The organism is Vibrio sp. YT-16 (genome assembly GCF_033337405.1).
Classification (GTDB): Bacteria; Pseudomonadota; Gammaproteobacteria; order Enterobacterales; family Vibrionaceae; genus Vibrio; species Vibrio alginolyticus.
In genome coordinates this window covers 435,890-454,568 of sequence record NZ_JAWOQQ010000001.1, presented here as the reverse complement: position 1 = coordinate 454,568, position 18,679 = coordinate 435,890, and the positions used below count along the sequence as shown (strand labels likewise).

General features: G+C 38.8%; 13 protein-coding genes. 4 read left to right on the top strand and 9 right to left on the bottom strand.

From position 1 onward, the window contains the following. Positions 1 to 362: 362 nt before the first annotated feature. Positions 363 to 2,924, bottom strand: a complete 2,562-nt coding sequence (locus tag R7F07_RS02025) for an AAA-like domain-containing protein (protein ID WP_318110431.1) — start codon at positions 2,922 to 2,924, stop codon at positions 363 to 365. Next, positions 2,921 to 4,444 carry an ATP-binding protein gene (locus R7F07_RS02020; RefSeq protein WP_318110430.1) on the bottom strand — a complete coding sequence of 508 codons (1,524 nt, stop codon included), beginning with the start codon at positions 4,442 to 4,444 and terminating at the stop codon, positions 2,921 to 2,923. Before R7F07_RS02020 ends, R7F07_RS02025 begins: the two co-directional genes overlap by 4 nt. A gap of 1,020 nt (positions 4,445 to 5,464) precedes the next feature. On the opposite strand from R7F07_RS02020, the gene R7F07_RS02015 reads away from it, so the two are divergent. Continuing rightward, complete coding sequence (locus R7F07_RS02015; RefSeq protein WP_318110429.1) at positions 5,465 to 6,415, top strand: hypothetical protein; 951 nt, start codon at positions 5,465 to 5,467, stop codon at positions 6,413 to 6,415. Between the two features lie 342 nt (positions 6,416 to 6,757). Here R7F07_RS02015 and R7F07_RS02010 read toward each other — a convergent pair whose 3' ends face one another. The 4 genes from R7F07_RS02010 to R7F07_RS01995 all read right to left on the bottom strand — a co-directional run bounded on the left by R7F07_RS02010 (position 6,758) and on the right by R7F07_RS01995 (position 11,785). Next, on the bottom strand, positions 6,758 to 7,300 hold the full coding sequence (locus R7F07_RS02010) for a hypothetical protein (RefSeq protein WP_213970507.1): 543 nt from the start codon (positions 7,298 to 7,300) through the stop codon (positions 6,758 to 6,760). Positions 7,301 to 7,363: 63 nt separating this feature from the next. Beyond that, a complete protein-coding gene (locus tag R7F07_RS02005; RefSeq protein WP_318095625.1) occupies positions 7,364 to 9,658 on the bottom strand; it encodes a hypothetical protein in 2,295 nt (764 codons plus the stop codon). Positions 9,659 to 10,116: 458 nt separating this feature from the next. Next, positions 10,117 to 10,875, bottom strand: a complete 759-nt coding sequence (locus R7F07_RS02000; protein WP_301575590.1) for a hypothetical protein — start codon at positions 10,873 to 10,875, stop codon at positions 10,117 to 10,119. A 76-nt stretch (positions 10,876 to 10,951) separates the two neighbouring features. Further along, positions 10,952 to 11,785, bottom strand: coding sequence for a serine protease (locus R7F07_RS01995; protein ID WP_318110427.1), 834 nt, complete (start codon positions 11,783 to 11,785; stop codon positions 10,952 to 10,954). Positions 11,786 to 12,487: 702 nt separating this feature from the next. Between R7F07_RS01995 and R7F07_RS01990 the strand changes: the two genes are divergently transcribed. The 3 genes from R7F07_RS01990 to R7F07_RS01980 all read left to right on the top strand — a co-directional run bounded on the left by R7F07_RS01990 (position 12,488) and on the right by R7F07_RS01980 (position 15,709). After that, positions 12,488 to 15,094 (top strand): S-type pyocin domain-containing protein, encoded by a 2,607-nt coding sequence (locus tag R7F07_RS01990; protein ID WP_411976905.1) that lies wholly within the window; start codon positions 12,488 to 12,490, stop codon positions 15,092 to 15,094. 2 nt (positions 15,095 to 15,096) lie between these two features. Next, positions 15,097 to 15,351, top strand: coding sequence for a bacteriocin immunity protein (locus tag R7F07_RS01985; protein ID WP_169644329.1), 255 nt, complete (start codon positions 15,097 to 15,099; stop codon positions 15,349 to 15,351). Positions 15,352 to 15,442: 91 nt separating this feature from the next. Next, positions 15,443 to 15,709, top strand: a complete 267-nt coding sequence (locus R7F07_RS01980; protein ID WP_318110426.1) for a hypothetical protein — start codon at positions 15,443 to 15,445, stop codon at positions 15,707 to 15,709. Positions 15,710 to 16,087: 378 nt separating this feature from the next. On the opposite strand, the gene R7F07_RS01975 is transcribed toward R7F07_RS01980, so the two are convergent. The 3 genes from R7F07_RS01975 to R7F07_RS01965 form a co-directional block, all read right to left on the bottom strand. Continuing rightward, positions 16,088 to 16,504, bottom strand: coding sequence for a hypothetical protein (locus tag R7F07_RS01975; RefSeq protein ID WP_318110441.1), 417 nt, complete (start codon positions 16,502 to 16,504; stop codon positions 16,088 to 16,090). Positions 16,505 to 16,638: 134 nt separating this feature from the next. Continuing rightward, the gene (locus R7F07_RS01970; protein WP_318110424.1) at positions 16,639 to 17,235 is read right to left on the bottom strand and encodes a tyrosine-type recombinase/integrase; all 597 of its coding nucleotides are present in this window, start codon (positions 17,233 to 17,235) and stop codon (positions 16,639 to 16,641) included. A gap of 235 nt (positions 17,236 to 17,470) precedes the next feature. Beyond that, positions 17,471 to 18,532 (bottom strand): pentapeptide repeat-containing protein, encoded by a 1,062-nt coding sequence (locus R7F07_RS01965; protein WP_308386815.1) that lies wholly within the window; start codon positions 18,530 to 18,532, stop codon positions 17,471 to 17,473. Positions 18,533 to 18,679 lie beyond the last annotated feature (147 nt).

The window sequence follows — 18,679 nt, the reverse complement described above, 5'->3', positions numbered from 1 at the left end:
CTTGTCGCCCAACTCGCTTTTGGACAGATACGTGTTTCGGGAAATTGAATATTAGCAATTCACAAATAACTATAAGTATGGAAAGTCGTTTAGTTTAGTATCCAGTATGGATTGTGCAGATCACCACTGGGTGAAGCAAAAAAATTAAACAAACAATCGGATAGAAATCTGTTGATGGCGCATCAACAAGTTTACGTGGTCGAGAGTTGTAGACGATATTTAAATGAGATCAAATAGACATTGAAGGTGACACTGCCTTTGAGCGATTCTAAGCACTCACAGGATAATTGTACCTGGAGGATAGGTCTGCCGCGCCTTTCACTATATTTGCGACAGAACCCATCTAACGACTTAAAATATCACTAAATGATACGGCATTTGCCATTTTCTAAGTCGCTTATGAATTTTTTATACTTACCAATTTCGGTAGTATCATTTTCAATATATAGAACAGAAATTAACTCATTTCTTTTATATTTTCGTTCATGAATCACCTGTTTAATAGGTGTGTTTTTAATTATGACACCTTTAACGTTTTTTCGTATATTGTCTATTTCTTTCATACTAAGCCTAGTATGAGCAACGTTCTCAATGGTTATTTTATCTAGTAGGTTATCGAGTTCTTTAGCTAGTGATACCTTTTTATCAGTAATTTTTGAACGGATCATTCTAATGTACATTATTCTTATAAGAATGATCTTAGTTGAGGTTGATGAGAGAACATCTAGGCTATGAACCAAGTCTGATAGTGATATTGCTTGTTCATCTTTACCTTCATCATATAGTCTTGTTATTTCACGTTCAAAAATCTCAGCATCGATTATTTCTGGTGTCGAGCTATAATTTTGAATACCTTGAAAGTATAAAGATCTTGCTTCTTCATTGTGTGGTTCCAAATATGTAGAAAACTTATTACACAAAAATTCATATTCAGGGTCTATAATTTCTCTATCTAATGATTTAATAAAGTTTAACGTAGATATCCACCTTTCCTTTTTAGACTCACTTTGTAAATCAAGTACAATACACATGATTAAGTTGTGGAAAAAATCAATATTTAGTGATTCTGACTGTTCAATTATTTTTTGTATACATTTTAGATATTCTAAAAATCTATCATCATCAAGACTTTGAGATAGGTTTATAAAAAACTTTATATGAGTGTCTTTCAATAAGTATGGATTGGAATTTTTATTAGAAGTGTGGATTTTTTTACTCTCATTAATTTTTCTGAATATAGAGTCCCAAAATAAATCACAGTCTTCATCTTTTTCATATCGCATAATAGAAGGAACTATAACATCCAGTCCAACAGCATACTGACATGCACTATCTATATGATGTTCAGAACTGATATTATCTAGTTCTTTAAGAATCATACTTGCAATATATAACACTTCCATAATTGAATTCTTTATATCTATTGAAGATTCATTTTCAACTGATATAGATAATTCCTGAATTATTGATTTACAAAGTCGTATTATTTCATCGGTATGATTACTATTAGATTTTAACAGAGCTAGACAATAATCTACTGTTGCTCGATATTTCAATAAATCTAGCTCATCGCCATTTACTAAAGTTGATAGCTCTTCGATAGCTGCCTCTATAGAGTTTGTTTTAAAAAAACTAAACCCAAGCATCCAAGAAACTTCTCTTTGATCTATTTTTTCTACGTCTTTTAATAACTTACAATACTTAATAGTATCAGTATATTTAGCATTAAATAGCGTACAAGCAGCTAGCTTGTAACGAATAAAGTCCAACTTTTCATCGTTGATTTCAGAGTCAATTAATGTCAGAAACTGCTTTTCAGCGGCTATGTACTCTTTTTTATTGAATAGGTCTAGTGTTGACTCAATAGATGCAGAACTATTTATACTTAGACTACTTAACCAAGTTTCAGATAGACTTGCTTCAACTACTCTATTTTTAAATGCTACAGATTCGCCAGCTTCAGATGGAGCAGCAATGCCCGCTAAATATAACTTAGACCTTATGTGATCGGATACTGGTTTATTATAGTGCATTGAAAATAGACCACTTTGTAAGTCTTTATCAGCAGATGCGAGAACTCTTATATGATCTATTGGTGGTCGATCAAAATTTGAAAGATATAGGTCTTTTATTACAGAGTTAATTGAATCAATATCAATATTTATACCAGCTTTTACCTTGTCTTCTATAGTAGATAAAACTTCCCATGACATTCTAGGATTTCCCTGAATCCAATGATAAATACGCTCGATGATAATATTGTTCAGTTCTAATTTGGACTTCTCGACAAATAAACGAAACTCACTAAGGCTAAAATCGTTTAAGAATATTTTTTGACCAATGTTAAATGGTGATATAGATTTATCTTTGATTATCTCACTTGGTTCGGCAACACCAGATATTATATATGTTAAACGCTTTAACTCTGGGAAGTTTACTCGTTCAAAATATACACTTCTAATATGTGCGAATATTTTATCAGAGTAATCTGCTGAAGTGAGGGAATCAATCTCATCAAGGTTGATAATTAGTTTTCCAGAAAGTTTATTTAATATCTTTCTTATTTCAAATCCATGTTCTTTATGTGATGGTATTTTTCTGTTGTTTCTTCTGTTTTCTATTTCTTCTTCTATATCTTCCAATTTATCATAGTTAGATTCAATGATTGTGTCTATTATACTTCTAAAACACTCTCTTGCGGTATTAAAACGATTAGATAGATCTATATAAGCAAAGATATCATTCTCAGTTTCAAGTTTTCTTTTTGTATGGATTAATAAATTTGTTTTACCCATTTGTCTAGATACTAGTATGTATCCAGGCCTCCCCATATCATTGACTATTTGCTCAATCTGTCTATCTGCATCTCGTTCTATGTATAATTCTCTAGGAATTATTGTTTCTGATATTAATTTTTTAGTCATGATCTAGCCTTTAAAATGTCTAATGACTCTCGATAGTGGCTTTTTAACTTCCTAGGTGAACCTTCTATAAGTTCAATATCAACATTAGGTAGGTTATCAATATGCAAATGTCTGTTTATTATTTTGTCTAATTCAATTAGATCTTCTTTATTCCAGTAACCAAGAGAGAATATACTAAAGTTGTCTGATATCTTTTCAAACTCCGTTCCAACTAGAGAGTCAGGCTCAAATATAGAAGATAATACTAGTTTGAAATTTTTAATTTCTTTTAATTTTACCAATATAGAGTAGATGCATTGAGAAAATTCTTTAAATGCACAATGATCACTGATTGGTATTTCTTCAATAAATAAAACAAAACCATCAGATTTACATTTATTTCGTATGATCAACTCTATATTATTTAAAATTACAGATATTCGTTCGGAATCATTTATTATGACATTTTCATCGAGATCGTAGGCAATACTTGTAAACATTTGTTGAATATTTTCATTTATAGAGGTACCTAAAGAAATATATTGAAAGTCAACTCCGTTTTTGAATAACATTCTTTGAATAATAGCAGTTTTTCCAACACCAGATGGGCCACAAACCCATAGTCCTGATAATCTGAATTTATTTAAGATTATTTGATCTACATCTCTATGTAGGTAAAAGTTTTCTTGATTAGGGCTATATAAATCGAAAAGGACATCTTCCTTGGAGTCATCTGTTTTTGCTGATGAACTTATTAATTTTATTTTACAGAAATCATTTCTTTCAATAAAGCCCCAGAGTACTTTGTGTGATTGGCTATCTTCATTTTCTGGCTTTACGATAGATGAATGATCTGTTCCTGCTATAAGTTTAGCTTTACCAAAGTAGCGTGCGGCTGACTCCTTGGATACAACTCGGTGTTTTGAATGATTTAACAAGGTCAAATGAAAAGGAGACTTATTTTCGTAGCACTCTAAACCGACAATATCAAGCTTAGATGATTGCAATAACTCTTTAAATCTACCATCAAGATCATCTAATAATGCACTTCCCCAAGCTAGTTCTTGAGCTAGTTGGTTTTTGAATCGTTTTGCAATCCAACCTAAGCTAGTTGCCATCCGAGAGCCAAAAGAAGGAGATGCATATAGTGCCAATCCAATTTTCTTTCCAACAAAGTTGTCTGATTTTGACTCTAAAATATACCTTGCAATTATTCCACCAGTACTGTGAGTTACGAAAATGATATTACTTTTACTTAGAGCTGGACTTCTCATGTATTTGTCGGTTTGGCTAATATGATCCCAAACTTCGTCTGAGCAGTTTTGAACTCCATAATCATTTGAGTCTATTGATGTATAAAAGTTGGCTAGAAATATATCAATTCCATTAAATCTAGGATCGCTTGCGATTAAGTCAGGCCAGTAGCGCTGATTCTTATCGTTGAACCAGCATTTTTTACTACTAGAAAATAATCCATGGATAAATATTATGACAGTATTACTGTTTGAGTACCTTAACCAACCATTTTCTTGGACGTTCAAATTATGCCTTAAAGCTTTGATTTTTAACTATGATACAGCGCTCGCATCATTAAAATCAATGAACAGTGTCAGTCCTGTTTAACAATTCTGAAATTTCATTATTTAAAGAGAATTGCGTTAGGTCATCAAGATTCCACTCTAATCGCTCTATGTAGGGCTGTAACACGCCTATCAAAATCCTTACCATGTCTATCAAAAGCAATTGAGCTATTCTCATGCCTAACAATGCCCTGTACAAAGCAGCTCTCACGGTGGCGTCTTGCTTGAAGTAGTTGATAACAGTATGTCAAAAAGAATGAAAGTCATGCCCCTTGTCCAAACCAAGATTTGATTTAAATCGAGCAAACCACTTCGAAGCGTTACCACCAAATCCATTTGTTTTCTGTATAGGGTAGTTCTGAGAAAACTCTCTCTTCATTTGATGCCACATAATCTAAAAAGCCTAATTCGATTAGCTTTGAATGGATTGGGACTAAACGTCTAGCTGAATCATTTTTTAGTCTCTGGCCTTCAAGAGTGTCAGAGAAGCTAAGACAGCAAATATTGTCTGTTTTTGTATGTCGGTACAGTGATGCTGTGCTAGCTCATTGAGTGTTGCACCAGTGAGTTCTCTCTGAAATTAGATTTTATAGTCTTTATTATTCCTGGTAAGAAGATAAGTGCTCGACAAGTAAACTGAAGGTTTTCGGAATCTCTTTTGCGCCCCCCCCCTCAGATAAATGTACTTTGAACCGTCGATTTCGAATAACTTTTTGTAGGGCAATTTCACATTAACAGGATGTGCATGAGTAATGGCACTAAGCAGAAATGGGGCAATTTCGTGCCAGTGATTTTGCTAAATTAGCAATCCATAAATTACTTTAGCTATGGAAAAGTCGCTTAATGGTTTGTCCAGTATTAATGGTGCAGATCATATCAGTGGGATGAATCCTACGTTGACATTTGAACTAGTTACTTAAATCACAGCTACCCTTGTGATAACTTAGTTTGATAAGTAATTGTTCAAAGTGGGCTGTCAGAATGGGATTATATAAACAGCATATACTGGGTCTTTTGTTCTTGTTACCTAGCATGACCTTAGCTCGACAATTGCCATTTGGCTTCGATAGTGGAACAACACAGTTTGAAATCCCCTATCCTGTAGTAGAAGTGCAGAATCTGACGGACTATTGTCCTATCGCCAGCAGCCAGTTGGTTGGGAAAAGTATTCCTTTTGCTAAGCGAGAAAGCATTATGGACTTTACGTCTGTGGATTTTGATAGACTCAGAACATCTGAAGAAATAGACAGATTTAATGAGGTTCCTTCTGGCTTTTATAGAAATGCCAAGGAACATCTTGTTAATTTTTATAAGAAGTCAAAAAAATATGAGTTTGATGTTAAGCTAGCAACGGCTTTTAGTTCTTCTGATACGTTCAAGCAAGCACTGGCAGAGATTCCAGATGATATATATCAATATCAAAAAGTGTTTGATGTTAACGGCACTTTAGTTTGCGGTGAGTTTATTAACGATGAGCTATGGTCTATTTCGTTCACCCCTGAAAGTACCAAAAAGTTTTATCTTATAAGCGCTGATATTAAAAAAAAGTATAACAAAAAAGGTCTTTTAACTAAATGGTATGCAGATTGCGATTTGTTTAAATTTAGTTCAAAGGATGAGTGTGTATTAGTTTCAAATTCAGTAAATCTCCAGCAAGGTATGTCAGTTTCCTACCTTTTAAAAGCGCCAGAACAAAAAGGATTTGGCATTTATGACCAAGAGGAGCGGCAATATGATGGTCTACCTATTTCAAGAGAAAGCAATGAGATAATACGTTATGCTGACTGGGATCTAGAAAGAAATCATTGGGACTCAAACAAGGCTGCTTGGCATAGTTTTATCTCTCGTTATGCCAAGCCTATCAGAACTATTTATGAGCAAGAAATATTAAAGCACAATGATTCAGTAAAAGAGTTCTTAGACCCGTTTTGATTTGTATTGAATAAGTATTTGTATTGAAAACAACGATTAAAAGTGCCTCTTTTGAATGGTTGTGGGAGATTCCGTGCATCGGTGTTGTGTGGTCTACCATTAGTAAAAGTCTGGGTAATTTCTGACGGGACTTACTAACGATTTGTTGCACAAACTCGAAATGGGGCAAAGACGTGTTTGCCTAGATCGGCGTCAGCACGTCTTTGGACAAAACCCTGTAAGTTACATTACTAAATTAGAACGTAACGGATTAGCTCACGTATGGAGAGGTAACGCTCCACTGAAAATAAAAACGGCTAGCGAGAATAACTCAAACTAGCCGTTTATTTTATGTTCACGTTATTAAAAACCTAAGATAGAACGCTTGTTCTTCTTTAGGTGTTTTAGGTACGGGTCTTCCTTAGCATCATAGCTCTTTAAGTGATCTATTCCTGCAAGTAATCCATACTCCTCTTCTGCCTGCTTAAGGGCTTTTTGAATGATCGAATCTTTAGAATGTAGACTGACTTTTGTCTTTGCAACCCTTGGTCGACCTATTTCCTCAACTGTAAAATATCGTCTAGCTTTGGTGAGCTCTCGAATCTGAACCCCAATGTCTTGGTGCTTCACTATATATGAGTTTGGTGTACTGTTTTCCACAACAGCTGCGATGTTGCATGCAACAGACTGCAGATCGTTTAACTGCTTTTCCCGGTGCGCGTTAATCAAACTCTCTAACGCCTTTTTTCTCTCTATAGTTCTGCGTCTCTTTGCCGATTTCAGCTTCGCATTAGAGTCATAAGATTTGCTGGAGTTAGATGTTGATGGCGCATCATCTTCCTTATATGCGTCATATAATTTTTTTGCGCCATACGCTAATGGTATAACCGCCAACCATAAAGCCATTGTTTTGCACCCTTTAAACTTGAAAGAGGGTCCTGCAATGAACACAGGCCCCTCTTGTAATGATTAAGCCGTCTTAGATTCAAACTTTCCAGTTAGTAAGTCACGAATCTCAACTAGAGCTTCAACAGAACGCTTTAATTCATCAATCTCATAGTCTGTAGCTGCATCTTCCTTCAGCTTATTGATGTACTCTTCGGTTTGTTCTACCAGTTCATCTAGACCAGCCTGAATTGCAGTCTCAGTATTGTTCCAGAACTTAGCAATGCAATCTTCAATTTGGTCCCAAACGTTTTCCTTTTTGATTGCTTCAGCAACCTTTTTAGCGAGGCTTTTCTGCCATGAACTACCCATTAAACGATAAACCATATATCCAATCGCAGCTGCAATGGCAATACCGATAGTGATCGGGCCACCAAGAGCCGCCACGAACGATGTAACTGAGGTTACGCTACTGGCAAGTCCTAACGAAACAAGTACACCCGCAGCTTTACCAACTAGGATGTAAGCCCCTAAGTTGCTTGCAATCGTAGATACATATAGTGCCATTGCACCTAGACTTCCTAGTCCGGCCATACCACCAACAAATGCTGCGCGGGAGTTAAATTCAGAAACATCGATATCAAGCCCCCCAATTTCTGAGTCAATAGAAGCCTTTGTCATTTTAGGAGCTGCTTCTTGCCATCGCACCAGAAGGGCGTCCACCTCATTTGAGACAACTTTACCGCTAGATTTTAGGTTACTCTCAAGTTTAGAGGTGATCAGTTGGCTGAAATAATTGCCAATTTCTGTTTGAGCTTCTTTCTTGTCATCATAAGTTTCGGTAATAAGCGTTTCCAAACCTTCCGCAGATGAATTGTACTGATAGAAGGTCTTCATATCAGAAAGATCTTTTTTCTTACGGTCAGCACAAGATGCAATAAGTTCCTCGAAATCGGCCTTTATTTTAGAAGCCTGCTTACGAAATCGCGCATCCTGTTCATTGACCTCATTTACACGGTCAACACTTGATTGCTCTTTGTCTTTCAATGATTCAATAGCAACCGCTAGAACCTTATCTGCTTGAGAGTAAATATTCTTGATATTTTGCTCTACGATAGCAGCATGATTCTCATTCAGGTAATCTGCCATTTCATCGACTTGACGGATAAGCGATGTACGATATAGCTCATTCTCTCGCCAGAACGGTTGTGTACGAGCAGTCAGTTCCTGAGATTCTGGTGCTTCATCGATATAACCATCTTCTATCCAATGATTGAAAATTAGCTTATCTAGCTGCTTTTTCACGCGTTTAAACGTCACTTTACCAACCATAGAAACATCATCAGCATTTAGATCGCTATGACAGTGCGATTGGACGAATAATAGATGCTTCAGAGGATTATTTTTATCAACTGGTGGGCGCTGACGGATGATATTTGCTGCAAAGCCCAAATCACTTTCCTTAAAGAAACCAGCGTGCATAGACAAGAATACAACACCATCAGCTAGCTCTACACCACCAAGCGCTTTTTCTGTGTCGCTGTCGTCTTCACTGTTTAGATCCCCAGGAGTATCCATCAACCACACTTTTTTGAGGATAGGCGCATCCATGAACACGATTGCTATGTACGCATCGTTCTCAAATGATTCATCATAATTGTGTACGCCTAAACGGTCTAGAATATCGGTACCGCCTTGTTCTATCAGGTACTTATTGACCAGTTCTTGAGAATGAATCATGTATGGCTTAAAACCTTTACGGAAGATTGCCACTTGGCCATTGATTATGGATGGTTGATCATCCGTGTGCATCAACAGGTTTACCACGCAGGTAGCAGGAGTGAACTTTTCTTTTAGTACCTTCCCATCCGTTAACGTGTTGAACATTGTGGTTTTGCCTGAGTCATAGTGTCCAAAACCACCAATGATAGGCTTTCCATTTAGAGATTTTAGAAGCTCTTCGAACTTTTCAAACTTGTCTCCAAGTTCAATCGAATCAATGTAGCTTCTCTCTTTAGCGATTTTAGCAATAGCGGATTTTGTATCGGTAATCTTATCTAAGGCCTGTGCTACTTTTGTTGCAACTTCAGTTGTAGTGATAATAGACATGGAAATATCTTCCTTTTTGTAAGTTATTTGGTTTAGGAATTCATAGAAGCGACTTGGTTCCATACCTATTGCGTTCAGGTAACCAGCCATTTTTATCGCATCTGCTTTCAGTGGTTGCTTTTCAATTCGGGAAACGGCCCTTTGATCAAGAGTTCTTCCCATACCATAGATATCAGAACGTGCAGCAACATCTTCCTGAGAAAGACCTGCTTCAGTTCTAGAACCAATGAGGAATTCTATAAGTTGTTTGTTGATGTTTTCGTTGCTCATACTCTGTACCTGCTAATCAGCAAAGCGTTATTTCTTGCAAATTTTAAGACGTTTTTGTCTAGAACAATGTTAATATAGAGCCCCAAATAAGAGCTGTCAATAGGCTAGACCATTTTGTCTATGTAAAATGCACATTATCAGTAAAGCATTAAAATTTAGTGACTTATAACTCTGATCACTTTTTCTTATCTGATAAAAAACTCATTAATTGGGTAGGTAGCCCTTGTCATAGAGCAATCTGAATAGTCACCAGTATCGTAGCCACTTTTAGCATTACCCAAAATAGGCCAATTTATGACAAAAGAAATGAGTCCTGATTCTTGTGCTAGAAAGGATTTGGGGCATAAATGAGCCAGCACAGATCTAGCTGGCTCGAAGATGGACAGAACCTTCTTAGATCTGATGCTCTTAAGGGTTTTGTGAGATTAGGAAAAGTATGTTGATGGCATAGTCTCTTGTTAGGTCATTTCTTGTGGCTTAGTAAATTCAGACGCCCAAAGCTGCTGAGCCCAATTAAGTTGCCCTTTCCCTAATTCAGGACAAACCTCTAAAGCCTGCTGCAACTCGTCTAACTTGCTCTCAAATTCAGGCTGGCTCACATTATTTGTAATGATTTTACCCAACGTCCAACTAAGCAAAACATGAATCAACATGATTCTGGTAGCTTTATTAGCATCATAAGTATTAAAGCCGAATTTCATGTACAAACTAATGCTTCCACTGTCATCCACTTTTGCACTATCTAACACTTCGAGTTGCCACCCTTGTAATTCTCGAGAGTAATGAGCGTAAGGCTGTATTGAAGAGCAGAATTCTCCAAAATATTCCGTCCAGTCTCGTGACCACAATGATTTAGTATAATGCTGCCAAACATCTTGGCTTAATCTTTTTCTTATTGCCCCCGAACTTTTTGAACCTTTGATCCATGCTATAACTAAACCTGACGAAAGACTTCGGTCTTTTAGGAAGCCACTTTCAATCAAAGTTAACGCTTCGACACTTTGCCTCGTTAAGCTCAACGCAATTGCATGTTTACCTTCTCGATTTGCATCTGCACTCGCCACTAAGCATTGAATATAATGAATAACTGCACAGTGTACCGAGGTCTTACAATCCAACGATAAGTCTGACAACTGGTCAGCAAGATGCAAAGCAACGTCAGATACTTCGCCAATTAACTTGCTACCAACTTCAAACCATTTAGGAGTACTACTCAAGTTTTACTCCTTTGACCTAACGTCGCCATAAACGGCACGAGCTAGGGAGCGAATTTGATGGCTTTGTTATACATTATCAGTCAGTAATTGTTTTAATGATTGGCTCAAAATCCTTAATCTTCTTAACCTGAATAACCATACCCAAGTTGTTCGGTATTGCTGAAACAGATACAGCTTTTTGATTCGTTGGTACGGGTACAATTCGAACATCACCTTGTGCGGTATGTTGTGGACCAGCATAAAGAACACCAAGCAATCCAAGTCTTGTGCCTACAACCGTATTACCTTTTTTGTCAAAGTACATTCCGAGATTGGCTAAAAAAACAGGTGATCCACTCGATCCAGGAAAGCACGCAGCATCAATTAAGAATTCTGGCTTACCGTTAAATTCGTACTTTGGATGTGTTGAAGTAATTCCTTTTCTAATTAATGGTAGGTTATGCTTAGAATCCCATATACCATTTGGATAGCCAATCATGACAATATCTTCCATTGAGGATATTTGGTCATAAAACTCTTCAGGGGGAATAATACTTTCATCAAGAGTAACGTAAAAAAACTCTTTCCCTTGCTGCTTAGCTTGATTGAGAATTGGCCCAGCTAAAAATATTGCCAAATCAATGCTATCTTCTGGATGCTTAATACATTGCGCCTCAAAATTGTCAAATTCGAGTCGCATATGCGAGCCAAGAAGTGGCTCTCCATTTTTGCCTTTGAGGGTTAAGTGAAATGCTCCCTTAACTGCGCCATTGATCACGTGCTTATTTGTAACTACAGCCGGTATTACCTCTTCACCGTTTTTCAAAAAACCAAAGAAAAATCCGGTACCTGAAGATTGATTTCCTTTTGAGTCTACACATTCAATTCTAACAGTAGCGTGTGCCAGTTTGTCTATAACACCTAATTCCACGATTTGTCCTTTATGTATAACAGTGTATTTTCAGCAGACATTGTCTTTATAAGATTGTAAGAAAATACAGACATCATAGCAGGCAGCATACTGTTCTATAGGTCTTATTCTTCCTTCCACTCATAAATTGCAGAACATGTCTATATAGTCATAAGTGCTCAACTAGGCTCATAATCTGCCATTAAGAAAAGTAGGTCAAGAACTGACTTAAGAAAGTAGTCAGGAATTGAATGCAGGATGATTTTGGGGCAGAAGTACTTCATAGTGATTTTTGCAACAGGCTGTTGCAAAATTGGGGTTGGAGTTTGTCCAACAGCCTGTTGGACATTCGATGAAGCAGGCAATTTCCTAATTGTGCAGCAGCTTGTTGCACAAATAAACCTCATGTTGGTTTCATGCGCTCTAAACACGTCTTGGGGCAAAGACTTCTTAGAACTATTACATCCACAACGTGCCCACTACGAATGTATTCACGGGTAAAAACACCATATGTATCGCTTCAGCTAAACAACTACCGTACACAAAGACCACAGCCAACACCGACCAACTTCTTGGATTTATACCCAACTTTTTGGCTCGATAAACAAAAAATTGTATCGGCATGCACTACTATCATCCTACCTAGCTGATTTTGCAGAAGAAAGTTAATGGCATGCTTACTGCTTATTGCCGTGATAACTAGTATTCACTTTAGGTATTTGTGTGTCCTATAAAGTTCTTCCACTGTCGGAAGTAATGTCTCATGAATTTGGATTGATAGAGGGCAACTTCCATAATATTTCGGAAGCGGATATCGCCTCTGCTATTCCTTCACATCTTACTTTTGAACAGCTAAAACAGCATCTCTACGAAGGCAATCTCGCACTCGTGAGTGATACGCCTCAAACTCCCGCTCTGCTTAGTTACAACGACCCAATAGGTCCTAAAGCTTGGCGGCTGAATTCTGAGGTTATCTCTGAACTTTCGGATGATGCGGCTAATAATTTGTTAGCAATAACGAAAACCACCAGAGCAACGGGAGGTTACCGCTCTTGTATCGGGGAAACCTCGACGCCCGAACGAGTTTACACGCCGCCGCCAATCGCAACCGCAAGTGAAGAGGAACTAATCAAGGAGTTTGAGTACAGCTTCGAAGTCGGATGCTCGGATACCACCATAAAGAAAATGGTGCACAGTGACTTTGCTTTAGCGAAAACTGAAAAAGAGAACGCGGTGACCCGTTGGGAGCAAGCCAATACCGAGCAAGGCACCCGCTACACAGCGTTATGTGTGTTTGATGAGCCAAAGCGTTTAAATATCCACATCGCTGATGACAATCTCGGACTGACACCATTGGAAGCCGTCACACTAAAAAAAGTCGGCAGCCATAAAGCTGAGGAAGGTTTTATACCTGTTGTCCCTGCAGTGCGATTGGGTGAACGTTTAGGTTTGCCTACAGAAGGCTATTACTACCACTTTAATGATGGCGAACTTGTCCAAGAATACAAAATTCTTGGGGAAGAAAAATGGGCGTTTTACGCTACGCAATCGACACAAGACAAGCTCAATGACGAGCGTGGTTTTACTAAAGACCAAAGCGCTATTTTGGTGTATTGGAAATTAGCCGATCAAATCATCGAAAATCAATACATCATTTATCTTGAGCGACAAATCACGCGTGAAGAGCTCGATAATCTCAGTGAAGATTGGCTGTGTGAAAACGGGATAAAGTTGGATATCCCCGCATTGTTTGATACGGTCAAACAGCCGGAAGAAGCGCGCTCAGAAGGTAACAACGATGAGACGCAAGCGGAACAAACCGCAGCGACGCACACCGTAACAGCAGGGGAAGACTGGCAAAGCATCGCTGAACTATATGGTATGGGAGCTAAAGCCTTGCTCTTGCTTAACCCAGTGTTTGAGGCCGACCCTCTGTCACTCGCGGTCGGTGATGAAATTACTGTTGCTGAGAAACAGCAACAACAAGCACCGGACAAAAAGAATACCTTTCCGCCGCTGCGCCCACAAACTTACAACAACATCCTCAACAGTCATTATCAGCACAGTGATCCATTGCTCGGGTTGACCAAATATAGAGCCATTAACACTGCCGATTGCATAGAAGGCGATGTGGTAATACTCAATTTAAAAGACGCCACAAGCTCGCTCGTGTTCGCTAAATCCTGCACCAGACCAGATGGATGTATTGAAATTGGCGACCAACAAGAGTCAATAAGTAACTTTGGCCCTTGGTCATTCTTCTTTGCACAAGCCAATGCAAGCCCAGCTGCTGTCATACCCGCCATTCAAGCGACACAAGCACAAATGGCTATGGGCAGTTCCGCAGCTGTCGCCGGCTCACCAGAGCAAGCGCAGCAAACCCAAACCGCGGCTATGCAGTTGGATAAACTGGCCGGCACATTGAAAGACAAAATCGTTGAGGGCTACCGCTGGCAGGTCGAGGGCATTGGCGCTTTGTTTGCCATGCAGCAAAGCTTATTTGGCGATAACACCCAATACACAGACCAAGATTTACGCCAAGTAACCACAGCGCAAAGCCGCGTTCGTGTCCACATTACCGATCCCCAAGATGGTGAGTTTTATCCGCACGTACAGGGCTATCATGTAGATGACACACGAATCCCCATCAAATATGTGAAACAGGGGAACAATGGTCAGTTGTTCGTTGCGATTGAAGAGAACGGACCAACCATCTATTGGACACCAGAAGAAAACGGTGAAGCAAGTTGGCAAACTACCCCCGATCATAGTGATGGGTTTGAAAAAGACGATATACTGGTCACGCCAATCCACTCGGATAGCGATGCGAACGTCACCGTTACGCCTGCGCCTGAAGAGAAAGACTGGCGTGATGCGATCTTGGTATTCCCTGAAAGCTCAGGCATTACACCGCTCTATGTGGTTTACAAAGAAAGCCCGAGAGATAAGCCCGGAGTCGTTACTGGTAAGGGCGAAGATATCTTGGGTATCTGGTTAGCTGATGCGGGTAAAGATTTAGGAGCTCCAATACCGTCTCAAATTGCTGATAAGCTAAGAGGAAGTGAGTTCAGTAGCTTTGACGATTTTAGAAGAGTCTTCTGGGGCGAGATTGCCAATGATCCTACTCTATCAAGTCAATTTATACCTGCGAACCTTAAACGGATGATGGATGGCAAAGCTCCTCGAGCAAGGTTTAAGGATACCGTTGGAGGAAGACGTTCTTTCGAACTACACCATGTTGAAGAAATACAACATGGCGGTTCTGTATACGATGTTGACAATTTAAGAGTAAACACCCCCCGTAACCATATTGATATACACAAGAGTTAACGATGGAATTAAAAGACACACTGAGTGCTTATACTGAAGCTGATTTCATAAACTTACTAGATGAGATAATTGAATCAAAGGGCAGCGATGATTATCAAGATAAGTTGCTTGAACACTTCATATTAATTACGGAGCATCCGGCGGGTTCAGACTTAATTTACTACCCAGAGAACCCGGGTGAGGATACGCCTGAAGGGATAGTCAAAATAGTGAAAGATTGGCGTGCTAGTCAGGGACTTCCTTGCTTCAAAGAGTAAAAGCTAAAAGGCGTCACGATGACGCCTTTTCTCATTCCCATTCCTCAACCTGCTCTAAAAACCGCTCAAAATCCTCTTGTGTCAGAACCTTATGGCTGCTCTCGGTGAACTCAATATTTTGTCCATTGCGATTGAAGATAACGTACCAACCATAAATTGGACGCCAGAAAAAACGGTGAAGGAAGTTGGCAAACTCCCGATTCAAGTCAATTTATACCTGCTAACCTTAAACGGACGATGGGTGGCAAAGCTCCTCGAACAAGGTTTAAGGATACCGCTGGGGGAAGACGTTCTTTCTAAATGCACCATGTTGAATAAATACAACATTGTGGTTCTGTGTACGATGTTGACAACTTAAGAGCCCCCGTAATACAACATGAGGATTAACAACGAATAGCATTAGAAGAATGGATTACTTTTAGTAAGGCAAAACCCAATTAACAGGATATGAATGAGTATTTACTCTGTCTTATAATGGGGCATAAGTTTGCCAGTAAGTCCCGCATAATCAGTCAGGTTTGAAATCGACAGGTTACAAGAATATAATATTGGTGCTTGCTATGAGAAACGCGGCTTCGGCTCCACTCATAGACAAATGAATTCAAATAGCCCTGTTCTCTTCCGCTCATAGAGTATTGACCGCAGGTAGCGCGTGATAGAGCCACTTATGTGGCTCTTATCGTTTATTGAGAGGGAATGAGTAACTTTGAGAAGCGATAGAACACTGCTACTCCATTTATATTGGATAATGTTCTTCTTCATATGCTTCAACAAAAGAAATTAGCTGTTCAAGCTCATCACCTTCAGGTGTACCTAGCTTCGCATCGAATATGGCTTCAATTCTCTTTAAAGCCATTCGGTAGTCGTTTTCGGAAGGCGTATTCAATTCAGTAAGCCCTTTAATCTTCTTAAGGGTCTCACCATCAAGAGTTCCATTTTTATTAAAGCGTTCAGCCATTTTTAACAGTGTTTCCATTCGGGATGCACCGAAAACATCATCCCTTTGGATTAAGAAATCATCATCAGCTTTATCTACATTTTCTGAGTAACTGCCCCAATCTCTTTCACTAGTTGTAGCAAGATCATCAGCATGTGCTGTATGAGGTGTCATCCCCTCAATCAGTTCTTTTTCTGACAACCGTTTTTTACTCATAACTTACTTCTCAATTCGAAAATGGCATTAGAAAAATTTATAGCATAATGGACTACTAGCCGTAACGTAATATCTGTTTCGAAACACATAAAGGGGCACAGGCTTTTCAGGAGAAAAGCCTGTATCAGCAAACCTCAGCAGTCTGTTTGCTCTGAGAGCCTCAGAGCGTCTTCCAGTTCCACTCCAAGGTAACGAATAGTGTTATCTAGCTTCGAGTGCCCCAGTAAAATCTGTACCGCTCTGATGTTTTTTGTTTTGGCATAGATCAAGGTTGCTTTAGTGCGGCGGATGGAATGAGTGCCATAGTAGTCCGCATTCAATCCAAGTTTTACTGCCCAGTTCCTGATAATCGATCGATAGAATGAGTAGCTGATAGGTTGTCCTTTTCGGCGACCACTTGGAAACAAAAAACTGCTTGCCTCTATGGATGCCGAGTAGATCCATCGGCTAATACTTTGTTGCGTTCTCGGGGTAATCTCGTAGTGGACGTCGGTGCCAGTTTTTTGTTGGATGCATTGAACCCTTTCATAGATTACACCTTGCGAAGAAACATCATATACATGCAGCCTTAGTAAATCACTTGCCCTTAATTTGCTATCAATGGCTAAGTTCAATAGTGCAAGCTGCATTAGGTCGCTTTCAAGCTCTAGCCTAGTTCTAATTCGCCAAATTTCTTCCAACTTGAATGGTCGTTTAATGCCGCTGCATTTTCCTGAAGATAACTTTCTCATGTTGACCTCCTCTTCGATATTATTGGTCAACATAAAGTCTGGCTATAAACTGAAACTGTTCCAGCCTGATAGCCATCGATCACGCAGTCGTTCAGGGTGCTCAGAATCATCCGTGGACATATCTGAGTTAGGGCGTCGGCACTATCAGGAGAATTTCGGATAAAAATGTCTATGGCTTAACGCTTGCGTAATAGGCGCGAGCTGGCGAGCGTCTTAATTGACGCACTTGTTAGATTCATGATTCTAAATGCTCCTCACAGCTTAAAACTACTTGCTCAACCAATGAAGATAAATCACTCGATACATATGTCTTGATTGGAAGAACCCAAGGATAATTTTTGAAGTGTTCAAACATTCCGTACTCTTGGTCATCTAACTCTAAGATAGGCTGCACCGGAACTGATGGGAGGTGTGGAACAATAGAAGTTAGTTCTTGGGGAATACTTCTAGGGTCGGACAAGTCAGCAACGATGAATTTGGACAATGCCGCTAAGGTAATAACCGTTTCGGTTATGTCTCGGCTAGATGGAACCTCAAAATCGAAAAGAACAGCAAGATAACCATGTTCATCTAATTGACTTTTAATTTCGTCGAGAACAGCCTTCCTCTCGGGAGTAAATCTACCTAAGATTAATACTACTTTTGATGTTATCGTTTCGATGACTTGCCGAAGGTTTTTACTCTTAATTAACAAGGATATAAATTGTGCTAACTCAATGGTAGGCACTGTAATTGAATTGCTAGTTTCGGATATGGCTATATTTGATTGTTTACAGTCATTTAGGACTAAATCCCAGGCAGAAATACCATATGCGCAAGAATTTTCTATTCGTGCATTAGAAAAATTTGTCTTTACCAAGCTCATATTACTTAGATTGGTGTTTACTAAATATGAACCAGTAAAATTTGTCTCTTCAGCACTACAGTAGGAAAGATCAGCGCCAGTAAAATTACATTCTATGAAATTTGCTGACCCAATTTTCGATACATTTAGACCAGCGCCACTAAAGTTGCATTTTAAACAGTATGAATCCACCAAATCTGAAAAATGAAAATGGCTATCAGTAAAGTCACATTCTATAAAAGTACTATTCCTCATAGATACGCGATTTAGATTCATGTGAGAAAAATCAAACCCTTGAAACTCAGGAAGGTCATAGAATCCACCATCACTTGGGCAAGCTCGTACGAAATCCACGTCACTTAGATCTGCTCTTCTTCCTTCTTCAGTGAGGCGCCACTTATTCCAATTTTCAGCGCCAGATTTTAAAATTTCTAATATTTGTTCCGATGCCATCACTTTCCTCGATTGAATCTAACATTTTATTAGTGCGCATGCGCGTTTACCTTATTGGACTAGTGAAAACCCACACAGTTAACTATCTGTATGTAATGAACTTATCAGTATTTTGCTAAATTCACCATCTGGAAAAACGTGCACGAA

Coding starts and splice junctions, on each gene's coding strand:
- R7F07_RS02025 (WP_318110431.1), bottom strand. CDS start 2,924: ATGACTAAAAAATTAATATCAGAAACAATAATTCCTAGAGAATTATAC.
- R7F07_RS02015 (WP_318110429.1), top strand. CDS start 5,465: ATGGGATTATATAAACAGCATATACTGGGTCTTTTGTTCTTGTTACCT.
- R7F07_RS02010 (WP_213970507.1), bottom strand. CDS start 7,300: ATGGCTTTATGGTTGGCGGTTATACCATTAGCGTATGGCGCAAAAAAA.
- R7F07_RS02005 (WP_318095625.1), bottom strand. CDS start 9,658: ATGAGCAACGAAAACATCAACAAACAACTTATAGAATTCCTCATTGGT.
- R7F07_RS01985 (WP_169644329.1), top strand. CDS start 15,097: ATGGAATTAAAAGACACACTGAGTGCTTATACTGAAGCTGATTTCATA.
- R7F07_RS01980 (WP_318110426.1), top strand. CDS start 15,443: ATGGCTGCTCTCGGTGAACTCAATATTTTGTCCATTGCGATTGAAGAT.
- R7F07_RS01975 (WP_318110441.1), bottom strand. CDS start 16,504: ATGAGTAAAAAACGGTTGTCAGAAAAAGAACTGATTGAGGGGATGACA.
- R7F07_RS01970 (WP_318110424.1), bottom strand. CDS start 17,235: ATGAGAAAGTTATCTTCAGGAAAATGCAGCGGCATTAAACGACCATTC.
- R7F07_RS01965 (WP_308386815.1), bottom strand. CDS start 18,532: ATGGCATCGGAACAAATATTAGAAATTTTAAAATCTGGCGCTGAAAAT.